The sequence below is a fragment of the Natrarchaeobius versutus genome, from assembly GCF_041205745.1.
Taxonomy (GTDB): domain Archaea; phylum Halobacteriota; class Halobacteria; order Halobacteriales; family Natrialbaceae; genus Natrarchaeobius; species Natrarchaeobius versutus.
Window position 1 is genome coordinate 17,680 of record NZ_JBGFCC010000008.1, and the last position, 22,230, is coordinate 39,909.

17 protein-coding genes are annotated in these 22,230 nt (G+C 59.0%); 9 read left to right on the forward strand and 8 right to left on the reverse strand.

Going from position 1 to position 22,230, the window contains the following annotated elements:
• Positions 1-148: 148 nt before the first annotated feature.
• Positions 149-1,252 (forward strand): Gfo/Idh/MocA family protein, encoded by a 1,104-nt coding sequence (locus tag AB7C87_RS17215; protein WP_369730732.1) that lies wholly within the window; start codon positions 149-151, stop codon positions 1,250-1,252.
• A 619-nt stretch (positions 1,253-1,871) separates the two neighbouring features.
• Here the strand turns inward: AB7C87_RS17215 and AB7C87_RS17220 are convergent.
• From AB7C87_RS17220 to AB7C87_RS17245, 6 genes are all read right to left on the reverse strand, one after another.
• A complete protein-coding gene (locus AB7C87_RS17220; RefSeq protein WP_369730733.1) occupies positions 1,872-2,678 on the reverse strand; it encodes an ABC transporter permease in 807 nt (268 codons plus the stop codon).
• A gap of 4 nt (positions 2,679-2,682) precedes the next feature.
• Positions 2,683-3,474, reverse strand: coding sequence for an ABC transporter permease (locus AB7C87_RS17225; protein WP_369730734.1), 792 nt, complete (start codon positions 3,472-3,474; stop codon positions 2,683-2,685).
• Positions 3,471-4,292, reverse strand: a complete 822-nt coding sequence (locus AB7C87_RS17230; RefSeq protein WP_369730735.1) for an ABC transporter ATP-binding protein — start codon at positions 4,290-4,292, stop codon at positions 3,471-3,473. Before AB7C87_RS17230 ends, AB7C87_RS17225 begins: the two co-directional genes overlap by 4 nt.
• A gap of 198 nt (positions 4,293-4,490) precedes the next feature.
• On the reverse strand, positions 4,491-5,717 hold the full coding sequence (locus AB7C87_RS17235; RefSeq protein WP_369730736.1) for an ABC transporter substrate-binding protein: 1,227 nt from the start codon (positions 5,715-5,717) through the stop codon (positions 4,491-4,493).
• A gap of 208 nt (positions 5,718-5,925) precedes the next feature.
• Entirely contained in the window at positions 5,926-7,074 is a 1,149-nt protein-coding gene (locus tag AB7C87_RS17240) for a Gfo/Idh/MocA family protein (RefSeq protein WP_369730737.1), read from the reverse strand.
• An 87-nt stretch (positions 7,075-7,161) separates the two neighbouring features.
• On the reverse strand, positions 7,162-7,578 hold the full coding sequence (locus AB7C87_RS17245) for an EamA family transporter (RefSeq protein WP_369730738.1): 417 nt from the start codon (positions 7,576-7,578) through the stop codon (positions 7,162-7,164).
• Between the two features lie 911 nt (positions 7,579-8,489).
• Between AB7C87_RS17245 and AB7C87_RS17250 the strand changes: the two genes are divergently transcribed.
• A complete protein-coding gene (locus AB7C87_RS17250; RefSeq protein WP_369730739.1) occupies positions 8,490-9,257 on the forward strand; it encodes an IclR family transcriptional regulator in 768 nt (255 codons plus the stop codon).
• Positions 9,258-9,493: 236 nt separating this feature from the next.
• Complete coding sequence (locus tag AB7C87_RS17255; protein ID WP_369730740.1) at positions 9,494-10,498, forward strand: amidohydrolase family protein; 1,005 nt, start codon at positions 9,494-9,496, stop codon at positions 10,496-10,498.
• A 210-nt stretch (positions 10,499-10,708) separates the two neighbouring features.
• Here the strand turns inward: AB7C87_RS17255 and AB7C87_RS17260 are convergent, their stop codons facing one another.
• Both AB7C87_RS17260 and AB7C87_RS17265 read right to left on the reverse strand, forming a co-directional pair.
• Positions 10,709-12,160, reverse strand: coding sequence for a hypothetical protein (locus tag AB7C87_RS17260; protein WP_369730741.1), 1,452 nt, complete (start codon positions 12,158-12,160; stop codon positions 10,709-10,711).
• Positions 12,161-12,385: 225 nt separating this feature from the next.
• Positions 12,386-12,832, reverse strand: a complete 447-nt coding sequence (locus AB7C87_RS17265; protein ID WP_369730742.1) for a universal stress protein — start codon at positions 12,830-12,832, stop codon at positions 12,386-12,388.
• A gap of 2,024 nt (positions 12,833-14,856) precedes the next feature.
• On the opposite strand from AB7C87_RS17265, the gene AB7C87_RS17270 reads away from it, so the two are divergent.
• From AB7C87_RS17270 to AB7C87_RS17295, 6 genes are all read left to right on the forward strand, one after another.
• Entirely contained in the window at positions 14,857-16,524 is a 1,668-nt protein-coding gene (locus tag AB7C87_RS17270; protein WP_369730743.1) for an ABC transporter substrate-binding protein, read from the forward strand.
• 248 nt (positions 16,525-16,772) lie between these two features.
• Positions 16,773-17,834: an Ldh family oxidoreductase gene (locus tag AB7C87_RS17275; protein ID WP_369730744.1), complete on the forward strand. Its 1,062-nt coding sequence runs from the start codon at positions 16,773-16,775 to the stop codon at positions 17,832-17,834.
• Between the two features lie 277 nt (positions 17,835-18,111).
• Positions 18,112-19,086 carry an ABC transporter permease gene (locus tag AB7C87_RS17280; protein WP_369730964.1) on the forward strand — a complete coding sequence of 325 codons (975 nt, stop codon included), beginning with the start codon at positions 18,112-18,114 and terminating at the stop codon, positions 19,084-19,086.
• A gap of 1 nt (position 19,087) precedes the next feature.
• Complete coding sequence (locus tag AB7C87_RS17285; RefSeq protein WP_369730745.1) at positions 19,088-20,005, forward strand: ABC transporter permease; 918 nt, start codon at positions 19,088-19,090, stop codon at positions 20,003-20,005.
• A gap of 2 nt (positions 20,006-20,007) precedes the next feature.
• Positions 20,008-21,066, forward strand: a complete 1,059-nt coding sequence (locus tag AB7C87_RS17290; RefSeq protein WP_369730746.1) for an ABC transporter ATP-binding protein — start codon at positions 20,008-20,010, stop codon at positions 21,064-21,066.
• Positions 21,059-22,069: an ABC transporter ATP-binding protein gene (locus AB7C87_RS17295; protein WP_369730747.1), complete on the forward strand. Its 1,011-nt coding sequence runs from the start codon at positions 21,059-21,061 to the stop codon at positions 22,067-22,069. Before AB7C87_RS17290 ends, AB7C87_RS17295 begins: the two co-directional genes overlap by 8 nt.
• The last annotated feature ends 161 nt before the right edge of the window (positions 22,070-22,230 follow it).

Here is a 22,230-nt window from a genome sequence, read left to right on the forward strand (position 1 = left end):
TGACCCGTGTGCGGTCGGTCGCCGACTGCTTCATCGGTCCTGGCGTCTCTCCTCGTGTGTCTCTCGCCGCGGCCACTCGGTACAAACTCGTTCGTGCACGTGGCTTCCGACCCGATAATTTAAATACATTCGTCATACATTACCTTCCATGCCTACTAGTGTCGGCTACATCGGCATCGATCATCATCACCGCGATCCGTACTTCGCAATCGCCAGCGCTCTCGACATCGAGATCGCCGCCGTCTGTGAACCAGGCCGCGAGGTCGACGTCGCGAACCTCGCCGCGATGGACGACCGGCCCGACGAGATCACCACGGAGGGTGAAGACGTTGCGACGCTCGTTCGGGACGCAACGGTGTACGAAGACCCCCAGCGTCTCGTCGCCGAGGCGGATATCGACGTCGTCTGGATCACCTACCGGAACGACGAAACGCCGGAAATCGTCGACGCGGCGGTCGACCACGGCGTCCACGTCATCAGTGAGAAACCGATCGGTCGAACCGCGGCGGATCTCGAGGACGTCGCACGGAAGGCAAACGACCGCGGCGTAACGGTCTCACCGTCGACGTTCTACCGGAAGAACCCAATCACGATGGAGTTGCGCGAGCGGATTCAGGACGGTTTCTTCGGCGACGTGTGGACGGTCGAGGGGCGGTTCAACGCCAGCCAGTTGTCCTACCGCAACACGGATCACTACATCTACGACCGCGAGACGAGCCGTGGCGGCGCCTTGCAGTGGATCGGCCCCCACTGGGTCGACATGATGCCGTGGGTACTCGACGATCCGATCGCGAGCGTCAACGCCCGGTTCCACGATGCCGACTCCTGTGACGTCGACGCCGGTGCGGTCGTTCAGTTCGAAACCGAAAGCGGAACCTTGGGGACGTACCACACCGGCTACTACCTGAGCGACCGCGGCAAGGACACTCACCTCGGCATCTACGGCGAGAAGGCCCAGGCCCAGACGGGGGTCCACCACGACTCGCTCCAGCACGAGCCGACGGTCGCACTCGAGTTGACGTCCGAACACGACGACTGGTCGGGTGCGCCTCGCCGAACCATCGAGTACGAGTTCACGTACGATCGGTTCCCGCAGTGGGGCGACTACGTCCAGGACTACTTCGAGGCGTACTTCGACGGCGTCGAGACCGGTGACGTGCCCGCGACGGCCGACGACGTCGTCCAGTTGCTCCGCGTCCTCGATGCCGCCTACGAGTCGGCCGAACAGGGCGGTTGGGCGGACGTCGCGTAGACGGCGCGCTCTTTTTGCTGTCGGTCAGTCGCTCCCGTCGGCTCCGACTGTCTCGGACTCGAGTCTGCTATAGTAACGACTGAAACGACGTACACACTGATGGCCGAGCTCACGGGTCACTGGGTTCCCCGTTCGCCGTTCCGCGGTTCTCACTCATGGTTCGAAAATCGAAGATGTTCGTCATCAGGAACGACCGCTGGTCGTTCGAACGACTTCGTTCGCTCACGGGTCACATTCGTTCCCCGTTCGCCGTTCCGCGGTTCTCGCTCGTTTCTTGGCTCACGGGTCACGTTCGTTCCCCGTTCGCTTTCCCGCGGTTCTCGCTCATGGTTCGAAAATCAAAGATTTTCGTCATCACGAACGACCGCTGGTCGTTCGAACGACTTCGTTCACTCACGGGTCGTTCCTCCCCGCTCGCATTCCCGCGGTTCTCGCTCACTCCGTTCGCTCCGAACCGCGCACGCTCCGAACCGCGCTCGCTCCGAACCGCGCTTTTCGTCTGGCGATCAGGTGTGCAAGACCTGCAGTGGCTACTATCCGTGCTCGTCGATTCGGCCTCGAATTCGACCGTTTTCGCTCGAACACAACTCGAGGCGTACGAGGGAGAAACGAGAGATGCCTACCCCTGGTGGGGGTTTATTTTGTCGGTTGCGTAGCCAACTGCCTTGAACAGGACGACGGCGAACAGCGCGATGATGATCAGCGTCCCGAACGTCAAGCCGAGCTGAGCCCGCTGGGTCGAGCGGATAATCAGGAAGCCGAGCCCGTCACCGCCGACGAGGAACTCGGCGATGATGACGCCGACGATGGTCATCTGAATGGAGATTTTGACGCCGCTGATGATGTCCGGCAGTGCGTTCCAGAACTTGATGTACCTGAGCTGTTGCCAGCTCGTCGCGCCGACGATGTCTCCAAGCTTTTTCATGTCGGGATCGATCGTGCTGATTCCCGTCAGCGTGTTCACGAACGTCGGGAAAAACGCGAGCCAGGCGGCGAAGATGCCGACGCCGCGAACGCCCGTGCCGAACCAAATGAGGAACATCGGCGCGAGGATCGCGTGGGGAATCGAGTACGCGAAGATCAGCATCGGCATCGAGAGATCCCGAATCACCCAGGACTCGGCGATGACGATTCCGACGAGGATGCCGACGGCGACGGCGAGCGTGAACCCGATCAGTATCGCGGTGAACGTCACCCACATTCCCGTCAGCACCATATCCGCGTTCTCGAGCGTCTGTTCGACTGTGAACGTCGCACTCGGGAGATAGGCGTGATTCTGTACGACGAGTTCGGCGTAGGCTTCCCAGACGAGGGCGAGTACGGCGACGATCGCGATCGCGCCGACGTTTCGCTCGAGCCATCCGACTGCCATCGCGACCAGCGTCGACTCCTGCGCTCGGTTTCGGTAGGTGGTTTGTTGACTCATTTGATTACTCCGTGGTGAAGAAGTTGGTCTCCTCCCAAAACACGAGCCGATCCTGCAGGAGGTACAACAGGAAGATCGAGACGGTCGAGATGATCCCGATGACGAAGACGCTCGCGAAGACGAGGCCCGTGTTCGCGGTTCGCATCCCGATCATCGCCAGGTGGCCGAGGCCGCCCTCGCGCATGATGAACTCGCCGACGACCGCGCCGATCATCGCCAGCGTGAAGGCGATTTTCATCCCGTCGAACACGCGCGGGAGGCCGTTGGGTAGCCGGACGTACCGGTACTCCTGCCAGACGGACGCGTTGTACATCGAGAGTAGACTTCGATGGTCCTCGTTGAGTCGGCTGAACCCTTCGAACGCGTTGAGAAACATCGGGAAGAAGGCGACCCACGCGGCGATGATGTAGCCGGTACCGATGTCGTCTCCGAAGTAGAAGACGAGAAGCGGGATAACCGTCACTCGAGGGATCGAGTTGACGCCGACTACGAGGGGCATGAACGCCTTTTCGACCCGGTCGTTGAGCGTGAGTGCGATCGCACAGAGCGGTGCGAAGACGACGACGATGAGGAATCCGACGACGCCGGCGAAGAGGGTCGTCTCCGTGCTTTGGATGATCAGATCGCTGGTGTCGCTAAACTCGGCGAGGACCGTCGTCGGTGCGGGAAGGACGATCTCGCTGACCACTCCCAGACCGCTGGTCACGCCCTCCCAGAGGGCGAGCATTCCGACGATTCCGACGATCGGAAGGAGTAGCTGATCTCGTTTTTCGTTCAGGGTGCCCATCATGGTCATCGGAAGTACTGGTAGACGTCGTTGACGAGTTCGTGGTACTGCTCCGTCTGTTTGGTCTCCTCGTTTCGCGGCCGTTCGAGATCGACGTCGATGACGTCCTGGATCCGTCCGGGTCGTTCGCTCAACACGACGACGCGATCGGAGAGGAACACTGCCTCGTCTAAGTCGTGTGTGACGAACAGGATCGTCTTCTCGGTTCGCCGCCAGATATCGAGCAGTTCGATGTTGAGTTTGTCCTTCGTGAGCGCGTCGAGTGCGCCGAATGGCTCGTCCATGAGGAGAATGCTCGGATTGTAGACGAGCGACTGGCAGATCGAGACTCGCTGTTGCATCCCACCCGACAGTTCTCGCGGGTACGAGTCCCCGAACCCATCCAGCCCGACGAGCGAAATGAGTTCCTCGGTTCGCTCACGGTAGTAGTCCATATCTTCGCCGATGTCACCGTTTTTCAGCATGATCTCTGCTGGGAGCAGGACGTTCTTTTCGACCGTTCGCCAGTCGAGTAAGACCGGACTCTGAAAGATAAATCCGATCTCTCCCGTTAGATCGGTCTCGGTGATGTCCGTCCCGGCGAACTCGACCGAACCGGTTGTCGGTTCGTGCAATCCTGCGACGATGTTGAGAAGCGTCGACTTCCCACAGCCGGACGGGCCGACGATCGAGACGAACTCCTGAGAATTGATGTCGAGATCGATATCCTCGAGCGCGACGACCGTTTCGTCCCCGTCGCCGAACTGCTTCGAGACGCCCTCGTAGGAGACGGCGTGAGTGGGCTCGCGTTCGGCCGGATCTCGACTTCGATTTTGATTAGTTTCCATGGTATGAGTACGCTTTGCACGAACGTTATCTGTGCTACGATAATAAATTACCGGGTAGTTCGTCCAGCCCGCGTTCGATTGGTTAGCCGTCGACGGCTGTGTCTCTCTCGAGTCGGTCCACCGGAGATCGGGTCATCTCGCGGATATCTCTTTTCACCACGATGCCGACGAACGTCGAGGACGGAGGGCTCGAGCCCGTTATTCTCCTTCGAAGACCTGCAGCCGGTGGCTGATGTACTCTTCGACCTCCGCCCACTCGTCGTCGTCGAACGTCGCGAGATCGGCGTTCTCGGTCGGTTCGGTGAGGATGACGTCGTCCGGGTCCGGGACGTCTTCCGGACTGTCGGTCGCGGCGTCCGCGAGCACGTCGATCGATGCCGCCATCGCTTCGTCGTCGAGGTATCCGAGACCCTCTTCGTGTGCGCCACCACCGGTCGTCAGCGTAATTCCCCAGACCATCTGGTCTTCGAGTTCGTCCCGTTCCTGTGCACCAACCTCCGGTTCGCGTTCTTCGAGCATATCGATCGCCTCGTCGGGGTTCAGACTGACCCACTTGACCGCCTCGGAGTACCCCTCTAACACGCCGGCGAGGACGTCGTCTGCGTCGTCGTGGGATTCGTACCACTCTCTGCTGACGAGCAACGGATTCCCGATGATGTCGTAATGGTTGTTGACGGGATACATCTCCATCTCGCCTTCGCGTCCCTCTCCCTCGAGACCTCGCTCGAGCGAGAGGACCGTGTCGATCGATCCGTACACCGCGTCGGCGCCGCCCGCAAGCGCGGGCGCGATGTCTTCGTCTGCGAACTCGGTGCTGATCTCGTCGGGGTCGAGGTCGAACGCGGCAGGAATAATCGGCCACGTATCCTCCGCGAACGGGGATGAAAGAAGCACGTGGTGGCCCTCGAGGTCAGTCTGGTCTTCGACGTCGCCGTCGCTTGGCCACATCAATGCGAGCAGGCTCCATTGTTTCGTCGCACCGAAGACCAGACTCTCCTGGCCGCCGGCCCAGCCGCCGATAACGCTCGTGATCTCGGCCGTTCCGACCGTGTTCTCGTTGGTTCCGACGCGCCTGGCCGTATCTGGGGATCCGTCACCCGACTGCACCTCGGGTGGATCGAAATCCATGTCGTCCCAGTAGCCGTCGTCCTCTGCAACGTATGCGAACGCCCAGGTCGGTTCGACCACCCACGGCTGTCGCCACGTTATCTGCCCGACACCACCGTTTTCGTCCGTTCCATCCGCCGTATCCGTTCCGTCCGTCTCCCCCGTCCCGTCGGTTCCGTCCGCATCGTCCGTACAACCGGCGGCCCCTATCGCCGCGACGGCCGCCGCCGTCGATTGGAGAAACTTTCGTCTGTCGATACCGCTGGGTAGCACCCTATCCAGCTCTTGGATCGGCTCCGCTTTGTCACCAGATGCCATTACGTGGCACTAGTTATCACAGACCATAATGAATCTTTTGTCAAAATAGTACCCTGTAATCCTCGGTATGGTCGCGTCCGCTACCGCCCGCCTGATTGCCTTCGACGACGCCGTCGGAGAACGGATGGTCTCACTCACGTGGCCACACGATTGGGCAGGTGGCGACTCACGACGGCACCTTGGCTATCGGCTCGACGTGGCACCCGGCTCAGATCGACAGTTCGGGAACGGGTACGTGCTCTCGCTCCGTCCAGGACTGGTGGCTGAGTTCGGACAACTGGACGCCTTTGGCGCCCTCGAGGAAGTCCCACGGGAACGGCTCGTCGGCGACGACGTGGCGGATGAAGTGCTCCCACTGCTGTTTGAACGCGTTGTCGAACTCTCGGTTGTTCGGCACCGTCTCCCAGTCGTCGTGGTAGTCGTGTTCCGTCGGTTGATCGGGGTTCCACACCGGTTTGGGGGTGTTAGAGTGGTGTTGGGTCTCGCACTCGCGAAGACCGGCGACGGCACTACCGTCGGTTCCGTCGACCTGGATTCGAAGCAGGTCGTCTCGTTTCACCCGAACCGTCCACGAGGAGTTGAGCTGAGCGACGATGTCGTTTTCGAGCTCCATGATCGCGTACGCCGCGTCGTCCGCCGTCGCTTCGTAGGCGTTCCCGTCTTCGTCGATCCGCTCGGGAATGTGCGTCTGGCCCAGGCAGTAGACGGACTCGACGCGGCCGAAGAGGTTCTCCAACACGTAACTCCAGTGGGCGAACATGTCGTCGATGATTCCGCCACCGTCTTCCTTGCGGTAGTTCCAGGATGGTCGCTGGGCCGGCTGGACGTGTCCGGTGAACACCCAGTAACCGAAGTCGATCTCCACCGAGAGGATCTCGCCGAAAAAGTCCTGCTCGATGAGCCGGTCGAGTTTCATGAGACCGGGGAGCCAGAGTTTGTCCTGGACGACTCCGTGTTTGACGCCGGCACGCTCGGCGGTCCGGGCAACGTCCATCGCCGTCTCCAGATCCGTCGCCAGCGGCTTCTCACAGTAGACGTCTTTTTCGGCCTCGATGGCTTTCGTGACGGCTTCGGGCCGGCGAGACGTGATCTGAGAGTCGAAGTAGATCTCGTCGTTGCCGTCCAGACACTCTTCTAGGTCCGGGTCGACTGCGATCCGATCGATATCGTGCTCGTCGGCGAGTCGCTCCAGCTTTCGTTCGTTTCGGCCGACGAGTACCGGGTCGGGGACGACCCGCTCCCCGCTCGGTAGTTCGACGCCGCCTTCCTCTCGAAGCGCGACGATCGAGCGAATGAGGTGCTGGTTGGTTCCCATTCGGCCCGTTACGCCGTTCATGATGATACCTATCTCTTGCATCGGTCGTACCCGTAATCATTGAAACCCCTCCTACAAAATAATACTGGTCAGGCCCACGACGTCGCTCGAGCACCGAGAACCGGGGCTCTACACCGAGATGAGATAGATGGCGACGACGCCGAGGACGACGCCGACGATCTTGCGAGCCGTGACCGGTTCGTCGAGAAGGACGAACCCGATGACCGATCCACCGACGATGAACATGGCGAAGATCGGAACGACGATGCTCACTGGGCCGAGTTCGAGCGCCCGGTAGTACGAGAGGATTCCGACACCGAGACAGGCTCCGGCGAGGTAGAGATAGATCGCTCCGTTGGCCGTCACGTGGGGAGCGAGGCTTTCGCTGTTGTAGACCAGAACGGCGAAGATGATCACGATCAGTACGAAATTCGAGATGAATGCGGCGACGTTGCTGGGGATTTCCCGCGTTCCGACCCGTACGAGCGGCGGGACGAACGAGTAGGCGATACAGGCGAGAAGTGCCCAGAGCACGTAGTTACCCATTCTCATTCACGTATCGATATGATGACTGCGTATAATATATCTTTCCTCCGTGAGCGTCGATACGGTCGTTCGTTCTCGATTGGTGCAAGTCGCGGGCGCGTCGTGGATTACGTCCTCGCCCCAGAGCGGGGCGACGTGGACGGCCGGAAACAGCTCCGGTGTCGTTCTCGCTCGCCTCTTTTGTTCCGTCGTGCGGAATTCAAATGTGTGAACAGTTCGCGTGATATTCGAACGAGCGCGTGGATGGTGTTTCGAATGACTCGAGACGATCTGGTGTGACGGTTTCCCGGCTTACGTGCGAACGCATCCTGCCTGCACTGACAGTAGCTAGCATTCCCCGTCACCAGTCGGTCGATTTCTTTCGCGTCGAATTTGGTTTCACTGATCGGATATCTACACTCGGTTGGGACTGCTCCTCCCCACATTTCGTTCCGTGATGTGGAATTTTGGGAGCCATTACCTGATGCTCGATGGTTCCGGAACCGATCGAACGGCAATTTACTGCCATACTGTTGTAAAACAGTGGGCGGATCGTCCCCCTTGATTGCCCGAACTCCTCCTCGAGGTGAACCGTTCGGTCCACTCGAGTAGATCGTATCGATCGCTTACCCGTGTCAAAGGCTCGAGAGCCCGTTTCTATCGGTTGCTACCCGTTGAGCATGCCCGTCCGGTTCGTCGTCTTCGCTGATCCACTCGTCGCCCGTATCTATCTCGATTAATCAGCCACAATGCTGGGGTGTGTTCCGTAACGTGGAACAAATGGGGCGAACCGGGCCCACGAACTGAATGCGGTCGAAATCTCCCTCGAGTGAGCCCCTCGGAGGGTATCCGCGCTGATCGAGATTTCGACCCGTGTCGACGACGTTCCATCTTACGGAACTTATTTCATCGGTCAGCTATAAATGGTACGTATGCCCGGGGACGAAGACGGAAACACGATCAAATCGACCGAAACACTGCTCGTGCTCATCCAGACCATTCAACGGCGGGGAACGGTCGGGATCACGGAACTGGCGAACGAGGCGGACGTCTCGAAAAGCACCGTCCACCGCCATCTGAGTACGCTCGAGAAACACGGCTACGTGATCAAAGCGGACAGGCAGTACCGTCTCGGGTTCAGGTTTCTCGATATCGGTATCAACGTCCGAAACCAGTTCGAGGTGTACCGACGAATGAAACAGACCGTGTTCCGACTCGCGATCGAGACGAACGAACTCGTTTCGTTCGTCGTCGAGGAAAACGGGTGGGGAGTCTTCCTCTACCGCCTTCAGGGTGAACAGGGCGTCAGCTCGAGCGCTCACGTCGGGAAACACTCGTATCTCCACCACACGTCGGCGGGGAAGGCGTTGCTCGCACACCTTCCCGAGGAGCGAATCCACGACATCCTCGACGAGCGCGGTCTGCCGCCAAAGACGAACGAGACCATCACGAGCAGGGAGGATCTCCTCGCCGAACTCGAGACGATCAAGGACCAACGCGTCGCGTTCTCTATCGGCGAGCACACCGCAGGACTGTCGAGCGTCGGCGCACCGGTGGTCTCTCCCGACGGAGACGTTCTGGGTGGCCTGAGCGTCGCCGGCCCGACCCACCGGATGGCCGGCGAGCGCTTCGAAGAGGAGATCCCGGAGCAACTGTTGAGCATCATCAACGAGTTCGAGTTGAACGTCACCTATTCCTGACCGTGGTCGTCCCGTGGCGGTCTCTTCCACTCCTCCGGTGGGTCGATAGCTGAGACGGAACGCTGTACCGATTCACGGGTACGACTGCGCCCGCCCCGCGATCACACCGGAACTGACGGACGAGAGACCGTGTGATAGGCCGATCGGAACGACCGGCTGTGACCGTCGTTACTGCGACGAGGAAATACGCTAACACATCCCAAATACTTTTGACGACGTACTGTAAACAGCAGTCCGTGACGTACGACATTCACAACCATTTCCTTCCGGAGCCGTTCGTCGAGTTGCTCCTCGAGTGGGAGACGCCGGTCGGACTCGAGTCCGACGGCGAGCAACTGTTTGCCGTCCACCAACGATCCGGAACGTCCGGCGTCGCCGGCGGGAACAGGATTCCGCTGTCCGACGGGTTCACCGACATGGCGGTCAGACTCGAATGGATGGACGATCACGGCATCGAACGGACGGCCGTCTCCGTCTCGACGCCGAACCCGCTCGACGAATCGTTCTCGGATGAGCAAACGACACAGCTAATCAGGGCGATCAACGACGGGTACGCGGACGTCCAGTCGCGGTATCCGGATCGATTTATCGGGCTCGGAATGCTTCCGCTCCGTGAACCGGAGGAAGCGCTGGCCGAACTCGACCGGATCGCGACCGAACTGGACCTCCGAGGAATCGCCCTGCCGACTTCGATCAACGGAACGAAGCTCTCGATACCCGAACTCGAACCGGTGTTCGACAGGCTGGACGAACTCGGATTGCCTGCGTTCGTCCATCCCCACGGTAATCGGCTCAGCGACACGCTGAACGACGACGAGTCGTTTCTCAACCCGCTCGTGATCTTCCCGACCGAAACCACGTTCCAGATCACGCGATTGATCTACGACGGGTTCTTCGACGACCACGAGTTCGACGTCATCCTCTCACACATGGGTGGTGCGTTACACCACCTCGTCGGACGTCTCGAACGCGCACGTGATACGACCCAGGAGGCGAACACCGGCCCACAGCGTCCGATCGAGGAGTACGTCGAGCGGTTCTACTACGACGCTATCTCGTTTCACCGACCTGCGATGGAGGCGGCGATCGAGACGGTCGGCCCGGAGCAGTTCGTATTCGGGACCGACTACCCGTTCCACGAAGCCGACATCCACTCGACGCGTGCCGACCTCGAGGCCGTCTTCACCGAGGACGAGCAGGAAGCGGTGCTGTCGACGACCGCGGAGCGTCTGTTCGATTGATAACGACGCGCCGATCAACGCGACAGCCCGGCGCGTTCGATACTGGTCGGGCCGCGCCGATCCAGCCCGCTCCCCACCGTCGCATCGACCTGGCCCGCTCCCCACCGTCGCGTCGACCTGGCCCGCTCCCCACCGTCGCATCGACCTGGCCCGCTCCCCACCGTCGCATCGACCTGGCCCGCTCCCCACCGTCGCGTCGATCCGTCCCGCCTACCGCGCCTCGAGGTCGTCGACCCAGTCCGTGAGGGGTCGAAACCGGTCCGTCCCGAACTCGGGGACAACCCCGAACGGCGCGTCGACTACGCTCCCGACGTCGATTCGACCGTCCTCGACGGCGAGCGTCGCGAACCCGTCGGGATGGCGCCGATACAGATCTCCATGATCGTCGAGTACCGTCTCCTGTATCTCGGCGGGGAACTCGCTCAATCCGCGGAAGTAGTGGTGGCCGTTGCGTTCGACGTGGTCGGCGCCGATCGTCGCGACCACGGCGAGATCCTGGAGGAGTTCGATCGGACCGATCGTCGTCAGATCCTCGGCGCTCAGAACGTACGTTTCGTCCGGTTCCGTCCGGTTTCGGTGTTCGATCAGACAGGCGTTCGCGATTCCCTTGAACACGCCCTTGCAGTTTTTGTGACTCGTCCCGTCGTAGCCGTACTCGAGAGCCGTTCCGGCGCTGTCGAGCAGGCCGTCCGACTCGTCGATGATGATCGGCGGTTTTTCCTCCCAGTCGCCAAACACCGCTCGCGTTTCGTCGGTGAAGGCGTCGTCTCTGGCGAGGGGTTGTTCGACGTACAACAGGTTCTCGAGGAACGACCGGCAGTCGGGATCGTCCGAAAGCGTCGTCCACTGGCGTTTGAACGCCGCCGCTGACTCGTAGCCTTCGTTCGCGTCGACCGTGAACGCGTACTCGTCTACGTCCTGGGACTCGAGCAGTTCGCCGATGCTCGCGAGTCGGTCGGCGTCCGTCTCCACGTCGGCACAGAGCTTGATTTTAAAGCGCGTGAGGCCGTCTTCGCGAACGTACGCCGACAGCGACTCCGGGAGCCCGTCCTCGAGGCGGTCCGCGGACGCGATGTCGTCGTCGGTGAGCGGGTCACTCTGGCCGACGGTGTGGCGAATCGCGACCGCCCGGTTCGGCTCGTCGGGGAGGAACTCACCCGGTTCGGCTCCCGCCAGTTCGTCGTAGATCGAGCCGAGGTCGATTCCGAAACGGTTCTCGCGAACCGCCTCGCCGACGGTCGTTCCTTCGTATCGACAGACGGCATCGATCAGCGCCTGTTCGACCATACTGACGCCGTATCCCCAGAGCAGTGGCGGGTAGTCAGTCTCGGACGCCCATCGCTTCTGTCTCGCCCACAGCTCCGTCCAGAACGCGAAGGCGGTCGGGGCAGGGTCGATCGCTTCGGCGAACGCTCCCGCAGTGAGAAACACCTCGGCCATGTCCGCGAACCCCTCCGTCAGCGCCATCTCCGGATCCTTGTAGAACCACATCGGGAGCAATCCTCCCATCGACGTCCCCTGTTCCGTCCCGTCTTCGAACTCTACCGTGAGCCGGAGCAAGACGTGTGGGCACTCCGTCATGGCGACGTTACCAAAGTGAAACGGCATCCGCATCTCGGGTTCGACAACCCGATACTCCGCGGACGTGACAGTAAGTGACATAGGTTCAGTTCGCCGGTAGCTGTCTAATATCTTTCGCGTCACTCGAGAGGGGGGAACGACCTCTTGTTTCAGATGTCGACTAATGGGTGAAACCGATACCTCCCACACGATTTCGCCCATCGGTTTAGGTTTGGACCGCCACTAGTGCTTTGGCAAGCCTGAACTGCAGGCTCGAACCGGCCTGCGGCGACGGATTCGACCCTGCAGTCGACGCTTGGCGGAGTACTAGTCGTCCAGATTCGTGACGACCGGACAGTCGGCGTTCAACAGGATCTTCTGTGTCGTGCTTCCGAACACGGCTTTTCCAGTCGGTGAGCGGCGTCGCCCGCTGATCACCAGATATCGGGGATCGACCGACTCGACTTCGTCCAGTATCTCCGTCGGAATATCTCCGACGCGCCCTCGGGGTTCCAGTGTAACTTCCCCAACGTCGTCGATCGTCTCGAGGACGTACTCCCGTGCGAATCGCTTTGCACTCGCCGCTTCTTGATCGATGGGAAAGTCACGAAACTCGTCGGTATTTTCGAGTGACTCCTTGTGTGCATCGTAGTCCTCGGTCGGAACGACGTGAAGTGGGATTAGCGTGTCGTCGTACGTGGCCGCGAGGTCGTACGCGACCGTCGCGACGCGTTCGGATCGTTCTTTACCGTCGATCGCAGCGAGTATCGCCATACTCCGTATCGGAGCTAAACTCACAAGTAGATTGCTCTCCTGCTGTTGGCTCGATAGTCGCCAAGCGTTTCCGTGACCCCTCGACTGATCTTTGAACTCGATGGTTCGCATTCCGATCTCTGACCTCGTGTGAGATGTGCTGGTTTTCGGTTCCGCTTTCGTCCTGATCGATGGACGACCTGACTCGAATTCGATTTCGTAGATACCTCTCAAATCATGTAGCTATCGAATCCAATCAACTATATTACTCATCCAGTTAACGGTTTCGCTCGGAGTCCAATCAACGCTGTGGCGTCGACGCGACGATTGGTGACGAATCACCCACGGTACTCTCCGCACCTACTACGTAATAACGGCACGGGGAGAGCGCGGTTTGGAGCGAGTGAAGCGAGTGAGAACCGCGGAAAGAGGGGTGATATGGAGTGGATGGCACAGGCGAGGACCACGTACCGTGTGATCGTCTCGCTCGAGTCGTGGAGACGTGACCGGTCTCGCTTCTGGCACCGTCGTCCGGTCAATTTCGGGCGGCTCACTGGCAGTGATCGAATCCACTGAATCTACCGCGTTTGCAGTTCGCTGTCGATGGATACTGCTGGGTGCCGATCTGGGCCGCTGAGATCTCGAGAGGGACAACAACGGTGCGAGTCGACTACGCTATCCTGTCCACTCACTTGTGTCGCTCTCACTCGGGAATATCGATAACATTTCATGTTCGGGAGATTGGCAGGTCATGATCCAAGTTCAGACGATATTTCGATCGCTCGCCGTCGTGCTCGTCTCAGTTTGCTGGCTCTCGAGGGAGTTCGTTTCACCAGTCCGGTCGAAACTGTCTGCCCACCGATTACACAGTCCGTGCGATCGAGTGTACACTGCATTTCGGTAGCTCGTCAACCACTGACAGCGATCGCCGTCCACAAAACCCGCCAGATATTCGACCCTCGTCCGCGCGTACGACAGTATTCCATCACATCGTTCCGTCAACGAACTGCTTCGGTCCCCTTAGTGATCGTCACTCGATACGCGGTCTACGAGGATAACGATCGCTATGGGAACGACGACGATGGCCGCGGCAACGACGAAAAGTCCCATTTGCGTCAGCCCGAGCTCTTCGTCAACGTTTCCAAACCAAACGGAAACTGCCAACAGGATCGTGAGCAACGAAAGTGCGAGGAGGTTCGTCCTGGTGATTCCCATGTGTGCCTAGAGCTGTGTACCGCCTATGAAATTTTGGTTTGTGTCACTGAGGGCTTTCGGACCGACCGGTCGTCCCACCCACCTGTTCAAAACTGTTGAACGAATTCCCCGCATACCGTTGGTCGCATCGCCACTCAATCTCATCGACGTTCTACCTCGGCCATCGTGCGATACTAATGACTTTCTCGTTACGTTTCCGCGAATTGCGTTTGTTACGGACTGTGCGCGGTGAGACGATCTCGATTGATCGTTGTTCATTCTCGTAGTTATTTCGTTCTCCAATTGTACAACGTGTTTCGGTGATTTATTGTCTGGGCAAATGTTGTGGGTTCCAAATATAAATAATAGAATATTGTATTTTGGGATCGACCGGGTGCGCGTCGAATCGGGTTGGTTACGCTCGATATTGTTTCACTGACGATCGCCGAACTCCCACGGCTCGAGTGGGTATCGTAACGCTCGTCAGGTTTGGATGGTCGATGCTGTGCCAGTGACCCCCATTCGATATCGTTGGAGCCATCGTGTTTACACGTGTACGGCTGTAATGACAAATTCTCGCCCGATACGTACCGGCTGTCTCACGGTCTCTTTCTCCAGAAATCACCGATTCCGTTCTGTGGTTGATACTTGGTAACACTACACGTTCTGGAAAGGCTCGTTCAACTAAATTGGATGGTCCCTTTCTCCATTACGAATGGGAGTACCCCGTCCAGTGAACGCTTGATGATCCCAAATTCGACGACTGAGTGTACCCCACATCTCACAATCACTCAAATAAATCATGAACTCCGAAATCTATATATAGTGTCAGAGGTAACGTGACGATTGCCATGTCAAGTTATACCAGGCGACACACGCTGAAAACCGGTACTGCAGCGGCTGTCGGCCTGAGTCTGGCTGGGTGCACAGGTGACAACGGAGCGGATGCCGACGTCGACGTCGTCTCCGATCCCGACGGCGCTCCCGTCGAGGAGATCACGCTGTTGAGTATCGCACAGGGCGATGCGCCGGCTCGTTACGAGTACGGACAGCTGTTCGCCGACAATCTCGAGGAGGTCGGGTTCGAGGTGGAGTACGACGCACAGCCGACGGTCGAGTACCTTGAGGCGAGAGCCGAGCCACCGTACCCGTGGGACATTCAGGTCCGCCGTGCGGGCGACGGCTTCGAACCGGCGGAGGCGATTTTCAGGGGGTTCTTCCACTCGAGTAACATCGGTCCCGGCGATTCGAATCTGTACGCCTACGAGAACGACGAAGTCGACGAACTGATCGACGAGCAAGCCAGTGAAATGGACCCCGATCGGCGGACAGAAATCCTTCACGAAATTCAGGAGCATCTTCGTGAGGACATGCCGATCGTTCCGTTGCTGGTCCAAGAGCGAATTATGCCATACAACCAGGAGCGGTTCCAGAATCCGGTTCCGATCATCGAACAGGGTCTCGGCTCCTTCTGGAACTACCTGAACATCGAACCCATCGGGGATGACGCTCACCTTCGAACCACGATGGCGGAGGACATCAACGCGTTGAACCCGCTGGATCAAACTGCTCGTGGGGACCGTGAGATGCTCCGTCTGGTTTACGACCGACTCGTCCGCGTCTCCCCCGACCTCGAACCGGAGCCGTGGGCCGCTTCGGACGTCGAGACGATCGACGACACGACGATCGACGTCTCGCTTCGTGAGGGAATGACGTTCCACGACGGTGAGCCGGTCACCGCCGAAGACGTGCAATTTTCCTTCGAGTACGGTGCCGAACATTCCCCGACGAAAGAGACCCGCGCGGAACCGATCGAGAGCATCGACGTGGAGACCGATCTGGACCTCGTGTTCAACCTCGAAGAGCCGAACGCGCCGTTTCTCACGAACGCACTCGGTCGCGTCTTCATTATTCCACAGCACATCTGGGAGGACGTTCCCGACGATGTCGAGGCGGAAACGCCGATCGACTGGCAAAATGCGGAGGCGATCGGAAGCGGCCCGTTCCAGGTCGAGAGCGCCGATTTCGCCGAGCAGATTCAACTCAGCGCCTACGAGGATCACTTCCAACCGCCGAACGTCGATCGACTCACTCGAGCGGTCGTCTCGGACGTCCGCGCCGGCATCCGTGCGTACGAAGACGACGCAGTCGACATGATGAGTTGGGAACTGCCGGTCGACGATCTGGAGCGCTTCGAGCAGGAAGACGAGACTGCACTCGAGAGTTCGTTGATGATGTCGATCCACCACATGGGGTACAATCTCCGTGAGCCTCCGTTCGACGATGTCGACGTTCGTCAGGCCGTCGCACACGCGGTTCCCCAGGAGACGATCATCGGCACCATCTACGGCGGGACTGGACAGGTTATCCATAACCCCCTCTCGCCCGGGTTCGACGAGTGGTACTGGAACGACGTCGACGAGTTCGAGTCGGATACCGACGTCACGATGCAGATGTTGGACGATGTCGGGTTCCAGTGGGACGACGATATGCGCCTTCACTACCCACCGGACTACTGAACTGGTTCGTTCGATCGACCTGTGGCTTTCTGTGATTCTGTGTTGTCTCGTCCCAGGGTAGACCGACGTGCGAACTACACCTGCCACACGATTTCATACCCTTGTTCGGCCACGGGAGGCCACCTCTGGTACTTTCACACCGCGACGGCGGCCGTTGTGGAATTTTCTTTTTCTCGAACAGATCCCCTATCGAAATGAGGGCCATATTTATAATGGTCACCACGTAATGTATCGACGGAAGTGTAATAATGGCTGGTCAGAAAAATGTCAGTAGGATTGATTATCGAGCGTTAGAAACGTTTGCACACGACGTTCTTACTGAGGCAGGCGTAACGGAACCACACGCCGCGACCGTTGCAGAGGCGTTGGTACGGGCTAATCTTCGCGGCGTCGACTCTCACGGCGTCGCGCGTCTCACCGCGTACGTGAACAAGTTCCTCGAGGGTGGGTTCAACCCGGATCCGGAGACGACGATCGAGTCTGGCCCGTCTCGAGGGACATTTTCTGTCGATGCCGACGGCGGGCCCGGACAGACTGCGGGACAGACTGCGATGCAGACTGCCGTCGAACGCGCGGCTGAGATGGGGATGGCTGGTGGCGTGGTTCGAAACAGCAATCACTTCGGGACGGCCGCGTTCTATACCGAACTCGCGGCGGAACACGACTGTATCGGAATCGCGATGACGAACGTTGGACCCGATGTCGTTCCGTTCAATGGGACGAAACCGTACTTCGGTACGAATCCGATCTCGTTTGCGATACCGACGAACCGACCGTATCCGATCACGCTCGATATGGCGACGAGTGTCGTGGCGATGGGGAAGATCGATCACGTGGCAAAAGAGACCGATGCGTCGATTCCCGATCACTGGGGCGTAGACGACGACGGGATCCCGACCACCGATCCACACGATGTCAACGCCCTCCGCCCGCTGGGTGGACCGAAGGGATACGGCCTCGCTCTCGTCGTCGACATCTTGGCCGGCGTTCTCTCCGGTTCAGGACCGAGCCCGACCGTTAATCCGCTGTACGACGAGTACGACCGACCCATGGATCTCGGTCATTTCGTCGCGGCGATCGACATCTCGGCGTTCCGTGATACAGCGGCGTTCAAGAAGGACGTCGATACGATCATCTCCGACATCAAGGGAATGGAACCACGAGACGGCGCTGACGAACTGATGCTACCCGGCGAAATCGAGACGAAGCGCAAGGAAACGCGAAGTTCGGACGGCATACCCGTTCCGGACGGCGTCGTGGAGGCCCTTCGGGAGTTAGGTGACGACTTCGGCGTTCAGTTCCCCCGGTAAGGTGTTCTCGGAGCCACGTCCCCGATCAGCGACGAGCATCGATGACGGTGAGCGATCCCAGCGGTGGTCGTAACCGACACGTTCGAAATTGACTGTCAACGTGGCTTGGTCGGCTATCTCGTCGACTCGAGATCGAGACAGGCCTCCCTCGTGGGTCGGTGGTTGTAGTGTCGTATAATTCGTTCACTCGCGTTCGTGAGTGCCAATTCGACTGGATGACCTCGCTAATTATTCATCCAAAAATATTATATGGTGTTACACGCTACCATTGACCTGTATGAGGAAATTCATCATTCGAAGGGTGGCATACCTACTCCTTACGTATTGGGCATTCATAACTATCTTATTTTTTATATTTCGAGTCACGCCAGGCGATCCGACGACGCTTTACATTCCGGAGGGAATGTCACAGGCAGAACGTCAGGCAACTCTCGAACGATACGGCCTCACGGACCCGCTTTACGTTCAGTACGTCGATTATCTTCGAATGTTGCTCTCGGGCGATCTGGGGACGTCGTATCGGTACAATGCACCCGTCTGGGAGGTTCTGACGACGAAATTCTGGAATACGATCTTCCTCATGGCGGGTGCGATGACGCTCGCGTACACGTTCGGTATCGCATTTGGCGCGTACATCGGCTGGCTCCGTGGAACGGCCAAGGAAAAGTACGGGATGGTCATGGCGCTGATCGCGCGATCGTCGCCCGAGTTCTGGATCGGAATCGTGTTGCTCTCGGTTTTCGTTTTCCAACTCGGCTGGTTCCCGTGGGGCGGGATCAGGGAAATCGGTGCCGAGGCACCGACGTCGTTCTTCGACCGCTACGTCAACAGAAGTTTCGTCTACCACCTCGTGTTACCAGTTCTTACTGGTGCGATATACTACATGGCCCAGCCCATTCTCCTGATGCGAAGCAGTATGATAAGCGTTCTCAACACGGATTACATCGAAATCAAGAAAGCTGAAGGTCTCTCTAACTACACGATTCTCTACAAACACGCCGCACGGAACTCGATCCTGCCGATGGTTACGGTCGTTGCGCTCGTCGCCGGTCTCTCTGTCGGTGGATCGCTCGTCATCGAGACGGTATTCAGTTGGCCCGGAATGGGGCGGGAGATGGTCGAATCGGTCCACCACAACGATTACCCGATGGCCCAGGGGGCGTTCTTCCTGATGGGGAGCGTCGTGATATTCATGAACTTCGTCGCTGACATCGCCTACGCGTTTCTCGACCCACGAGTGAGGTACGAGTAACATGTCTACTCGACAGTCAACCATCACGACGGCCGCAGAATCCGCTCGGAACAGCGTCGCTACCGCCTACTCGAAGTCGCGCTCGATTCTCGAGGGCGAGCGGTTAGCACAGTTCGGTGTGATCGTACTCGCGGTGTTCATCTTCGCGGGGCTGTTCGCTCCGTTTATCGTTCCTCACGATCCGGGCGAGATCAACCACGGTGAGGACGGGGACGTGTTGCGTCTGGCGGAACCGACCGCGGAACATCCGTTCGGGACGACCCACCTCGGCCGTGACGTCATGTCCCAGGTGATGATGGGTGCACAAGTTTCGCTCATCGTTGGCCTCACCGCGGCAGTTATCGCGACCGTCGTCGGGACGAGCGTCGCGTTGGCTTCGGGCTATTACGGCGGAAAGATCGATAACATCCTGATGCGACTCGTCGACATCGCGTACGGCCTGCCGTTTCTCCCGTTCGTCATCGCGCTGGTGTTCATTTTCGGTTCCAGTCTCTACAATATCATCATCGTGATATCGTTACTGATGTGGCGTTCTAGTGCCCGCGTGATCAGATCCGAGGTGTTGACACAGAAAGAACGGCCGTACGTTCAGTCGGCCAGGGCGGCGGGTGCGAGTGACTTTCGGATCATGTTCCGGCACATCCTCCCGAACGTGCTCCCGCTCGTCGTGTTGTACCTCACGTTCGGCGTCGCGTGGGCAGTCATCTACGAAGCCAGCATCGCCTTCCTCGGCTTCGGTGATCCGGACATGTACTCCTGGGGGACCATCCTCTACGAGGCGTACATCAACGGCGCGATTCGGTACGCCTGGTGGTGGGTTATTCCACCTGGAGTGAGCATCATGCTGTTCGTGATGTCGGTGTTCTTCATCGGCCGAAGCCTAGAAAAGGTTACCAACCCGGACCTACGACACAACTAACAATGCTCGAAATATCCGACCTCGAAGTTAGGTACGAAACGGAACACGGCGAGGTTCACGCGGTCAACGGACTGAGCGTGGACCTAGCGGAGAACGAAACGCTCGGTCTCGTGGGCGAGAGCGGCTGTGGGAAGACGACCACGGCGAAGTCGCTTATTCGCCTTCTCGAGAGTAACTGCAACATCGCCGGTGGGTCGGTCGAACTCGACGACAGGGAACTGACCGATCTCAGCCTCAAGGAGCTAAAACGGGAGGTCCGGTGGAGCGAAATTTCGATGATTCCACAGAACGCGATGAACGGGTTCGATCCCGTCTACACCGTCGGCGAACAGATCGTCGAGGTCGTTCGGACCCACGAGTCGGACACCTCCAAAGCGGAGGCACGTGAGCGTGCGAAAGAGCTGTTCGAAAAGCTCGGAATCGACGGCGATCGGATCGACGACTATCCACACCAGTTTTCCGGTGGAATGGCCCAGCGGGCGATGGTTGCGCTGGCGCTTGCACTTGATCCGAAGGTCATCCTGGCCGACGAACCGACGACGGCGCTCGACGTCGTTATTCAGGACCGACTGCTCGACGTCATCCAGGACCTCCAAGACGAGATGAACGTCGCAATGTTGCTCATCACCCACGACATGTCCGTCGTCTCCGAACGATGTGACAACATCGCGGTGATGTACGGTGGGCGTATCGTCGAGTACGCGGACGCGGAGACGATCATCAAGTCACCTCGTCACCCCTACACGCTTGGACTCCGAAACTCGTTTCCTGACATCACCGAAGACTCCCAGGATCTGATCTCGATTCCGGGGGCCCCACCTACGTTGGTCGACCCCGACGAGATGTGCCAGTTCGCTCCCCGGTGTCCGTTCGCAGAGGAGGAGTGCTGGGAGGTCGCACCCGAACCGGCGGAGTACGGAGACGGGCACCGTGTCGAGTGTCACCGAGCCGACGAGGTCGAGTACCTGCAGTCGGAAGCGAAGAAACACGAGACGTGGACCGAACTCGAATCGACGGAATCCGACGAAAGAAAAACCGAAACGGAGGTCAAAAATGACTGAGACGAAAGTCGAAGTACGAGACGTCAAGAAGCATTTCCCGGTCGACGACGGAGCGCTTTCGAACCTGTTCGGGTTCGGCGAGGACAAATCCGTCAAAGCGGTCGACGGCGTCTCGTTCGATATCGCGGAGGGCGAGGCGTTCGGAATCGCTGGCGAGAGTGGGTGTGGGAAGACGACACTTGCCGAGACTATCCTGCAACTCGAGGAACCCACGGACGGAGAGATTACGATCGACGGTCGGGACGTCACCGAGATGGACAAAGGCGAGATAAACGCGCTCCGGAGCGACGTTCAGATCATCCAGCAGGATCCGTACCAGTCGTTAAACCCACGATTTACGGTCGTCCAGTGGGTTCGGGAGCCCCTCGACATCCACGATATCGGTCCGAAAGGCGAACGCCGTGCGGTGGTTCGTGAGACGCTCGCCGAGGTCGGACTCCGCCCGCCGGAGAACTACATGGACGAGTACACGTCGGAACTGAGCGGCGGCGAGCGCCAGCGCGTCGGAATCGCGCGAGCAATCGTCTCCGATCCATCGTTCGTCGTCTGTGACGAACCAGTGAGTATGCTCGACGTGAGCATTCGTGCGAGCATCCTCCGGCTACTAGACGATCTCCGGACGGAGAAGGGGATCTCGTTTATGTACATCAGTCACGACCTCTCCTTGCTGAAACACGTCTGTGACCGGATCGGAATCATGTATCTCGGCCGATTCGTCGAGACCGGTCCGTCGACGCAGGTGATCAACGATCCACAACATCCCTACACGCAGGCGCTCGTCTCCTCGACGCCGATAATCAATCCCGACGTCGAACGGGATCGAATCGAACTCTCGGGTGAAGTCCCGGATCCGGTCGATCTTCCCACCGGATGCCGGTTCGCGCCGCGGTGTCCAGAGGCGTCAGCGGAGTGTCGCGAAGGGGAGCCACGAATGTACGACGTCGCTGACAATCAGCGAGCACGGTGTATTCTCCACGACGAACGGTACGATCTCTCTTCGTAGCGCGATCGGATTCGACGTTTCGACTGCGTATACTGTTCGAACGAACACGGACTTGCGGAGGGCCGACCGTTGCTTTCCCCTCGAGCGTCGTCAACCTGGGTGTAGTGGCTTCGAAAACGAGCGTCTGTCAGAGTCGGATCGGTTTACGTGAAATTAGTGAT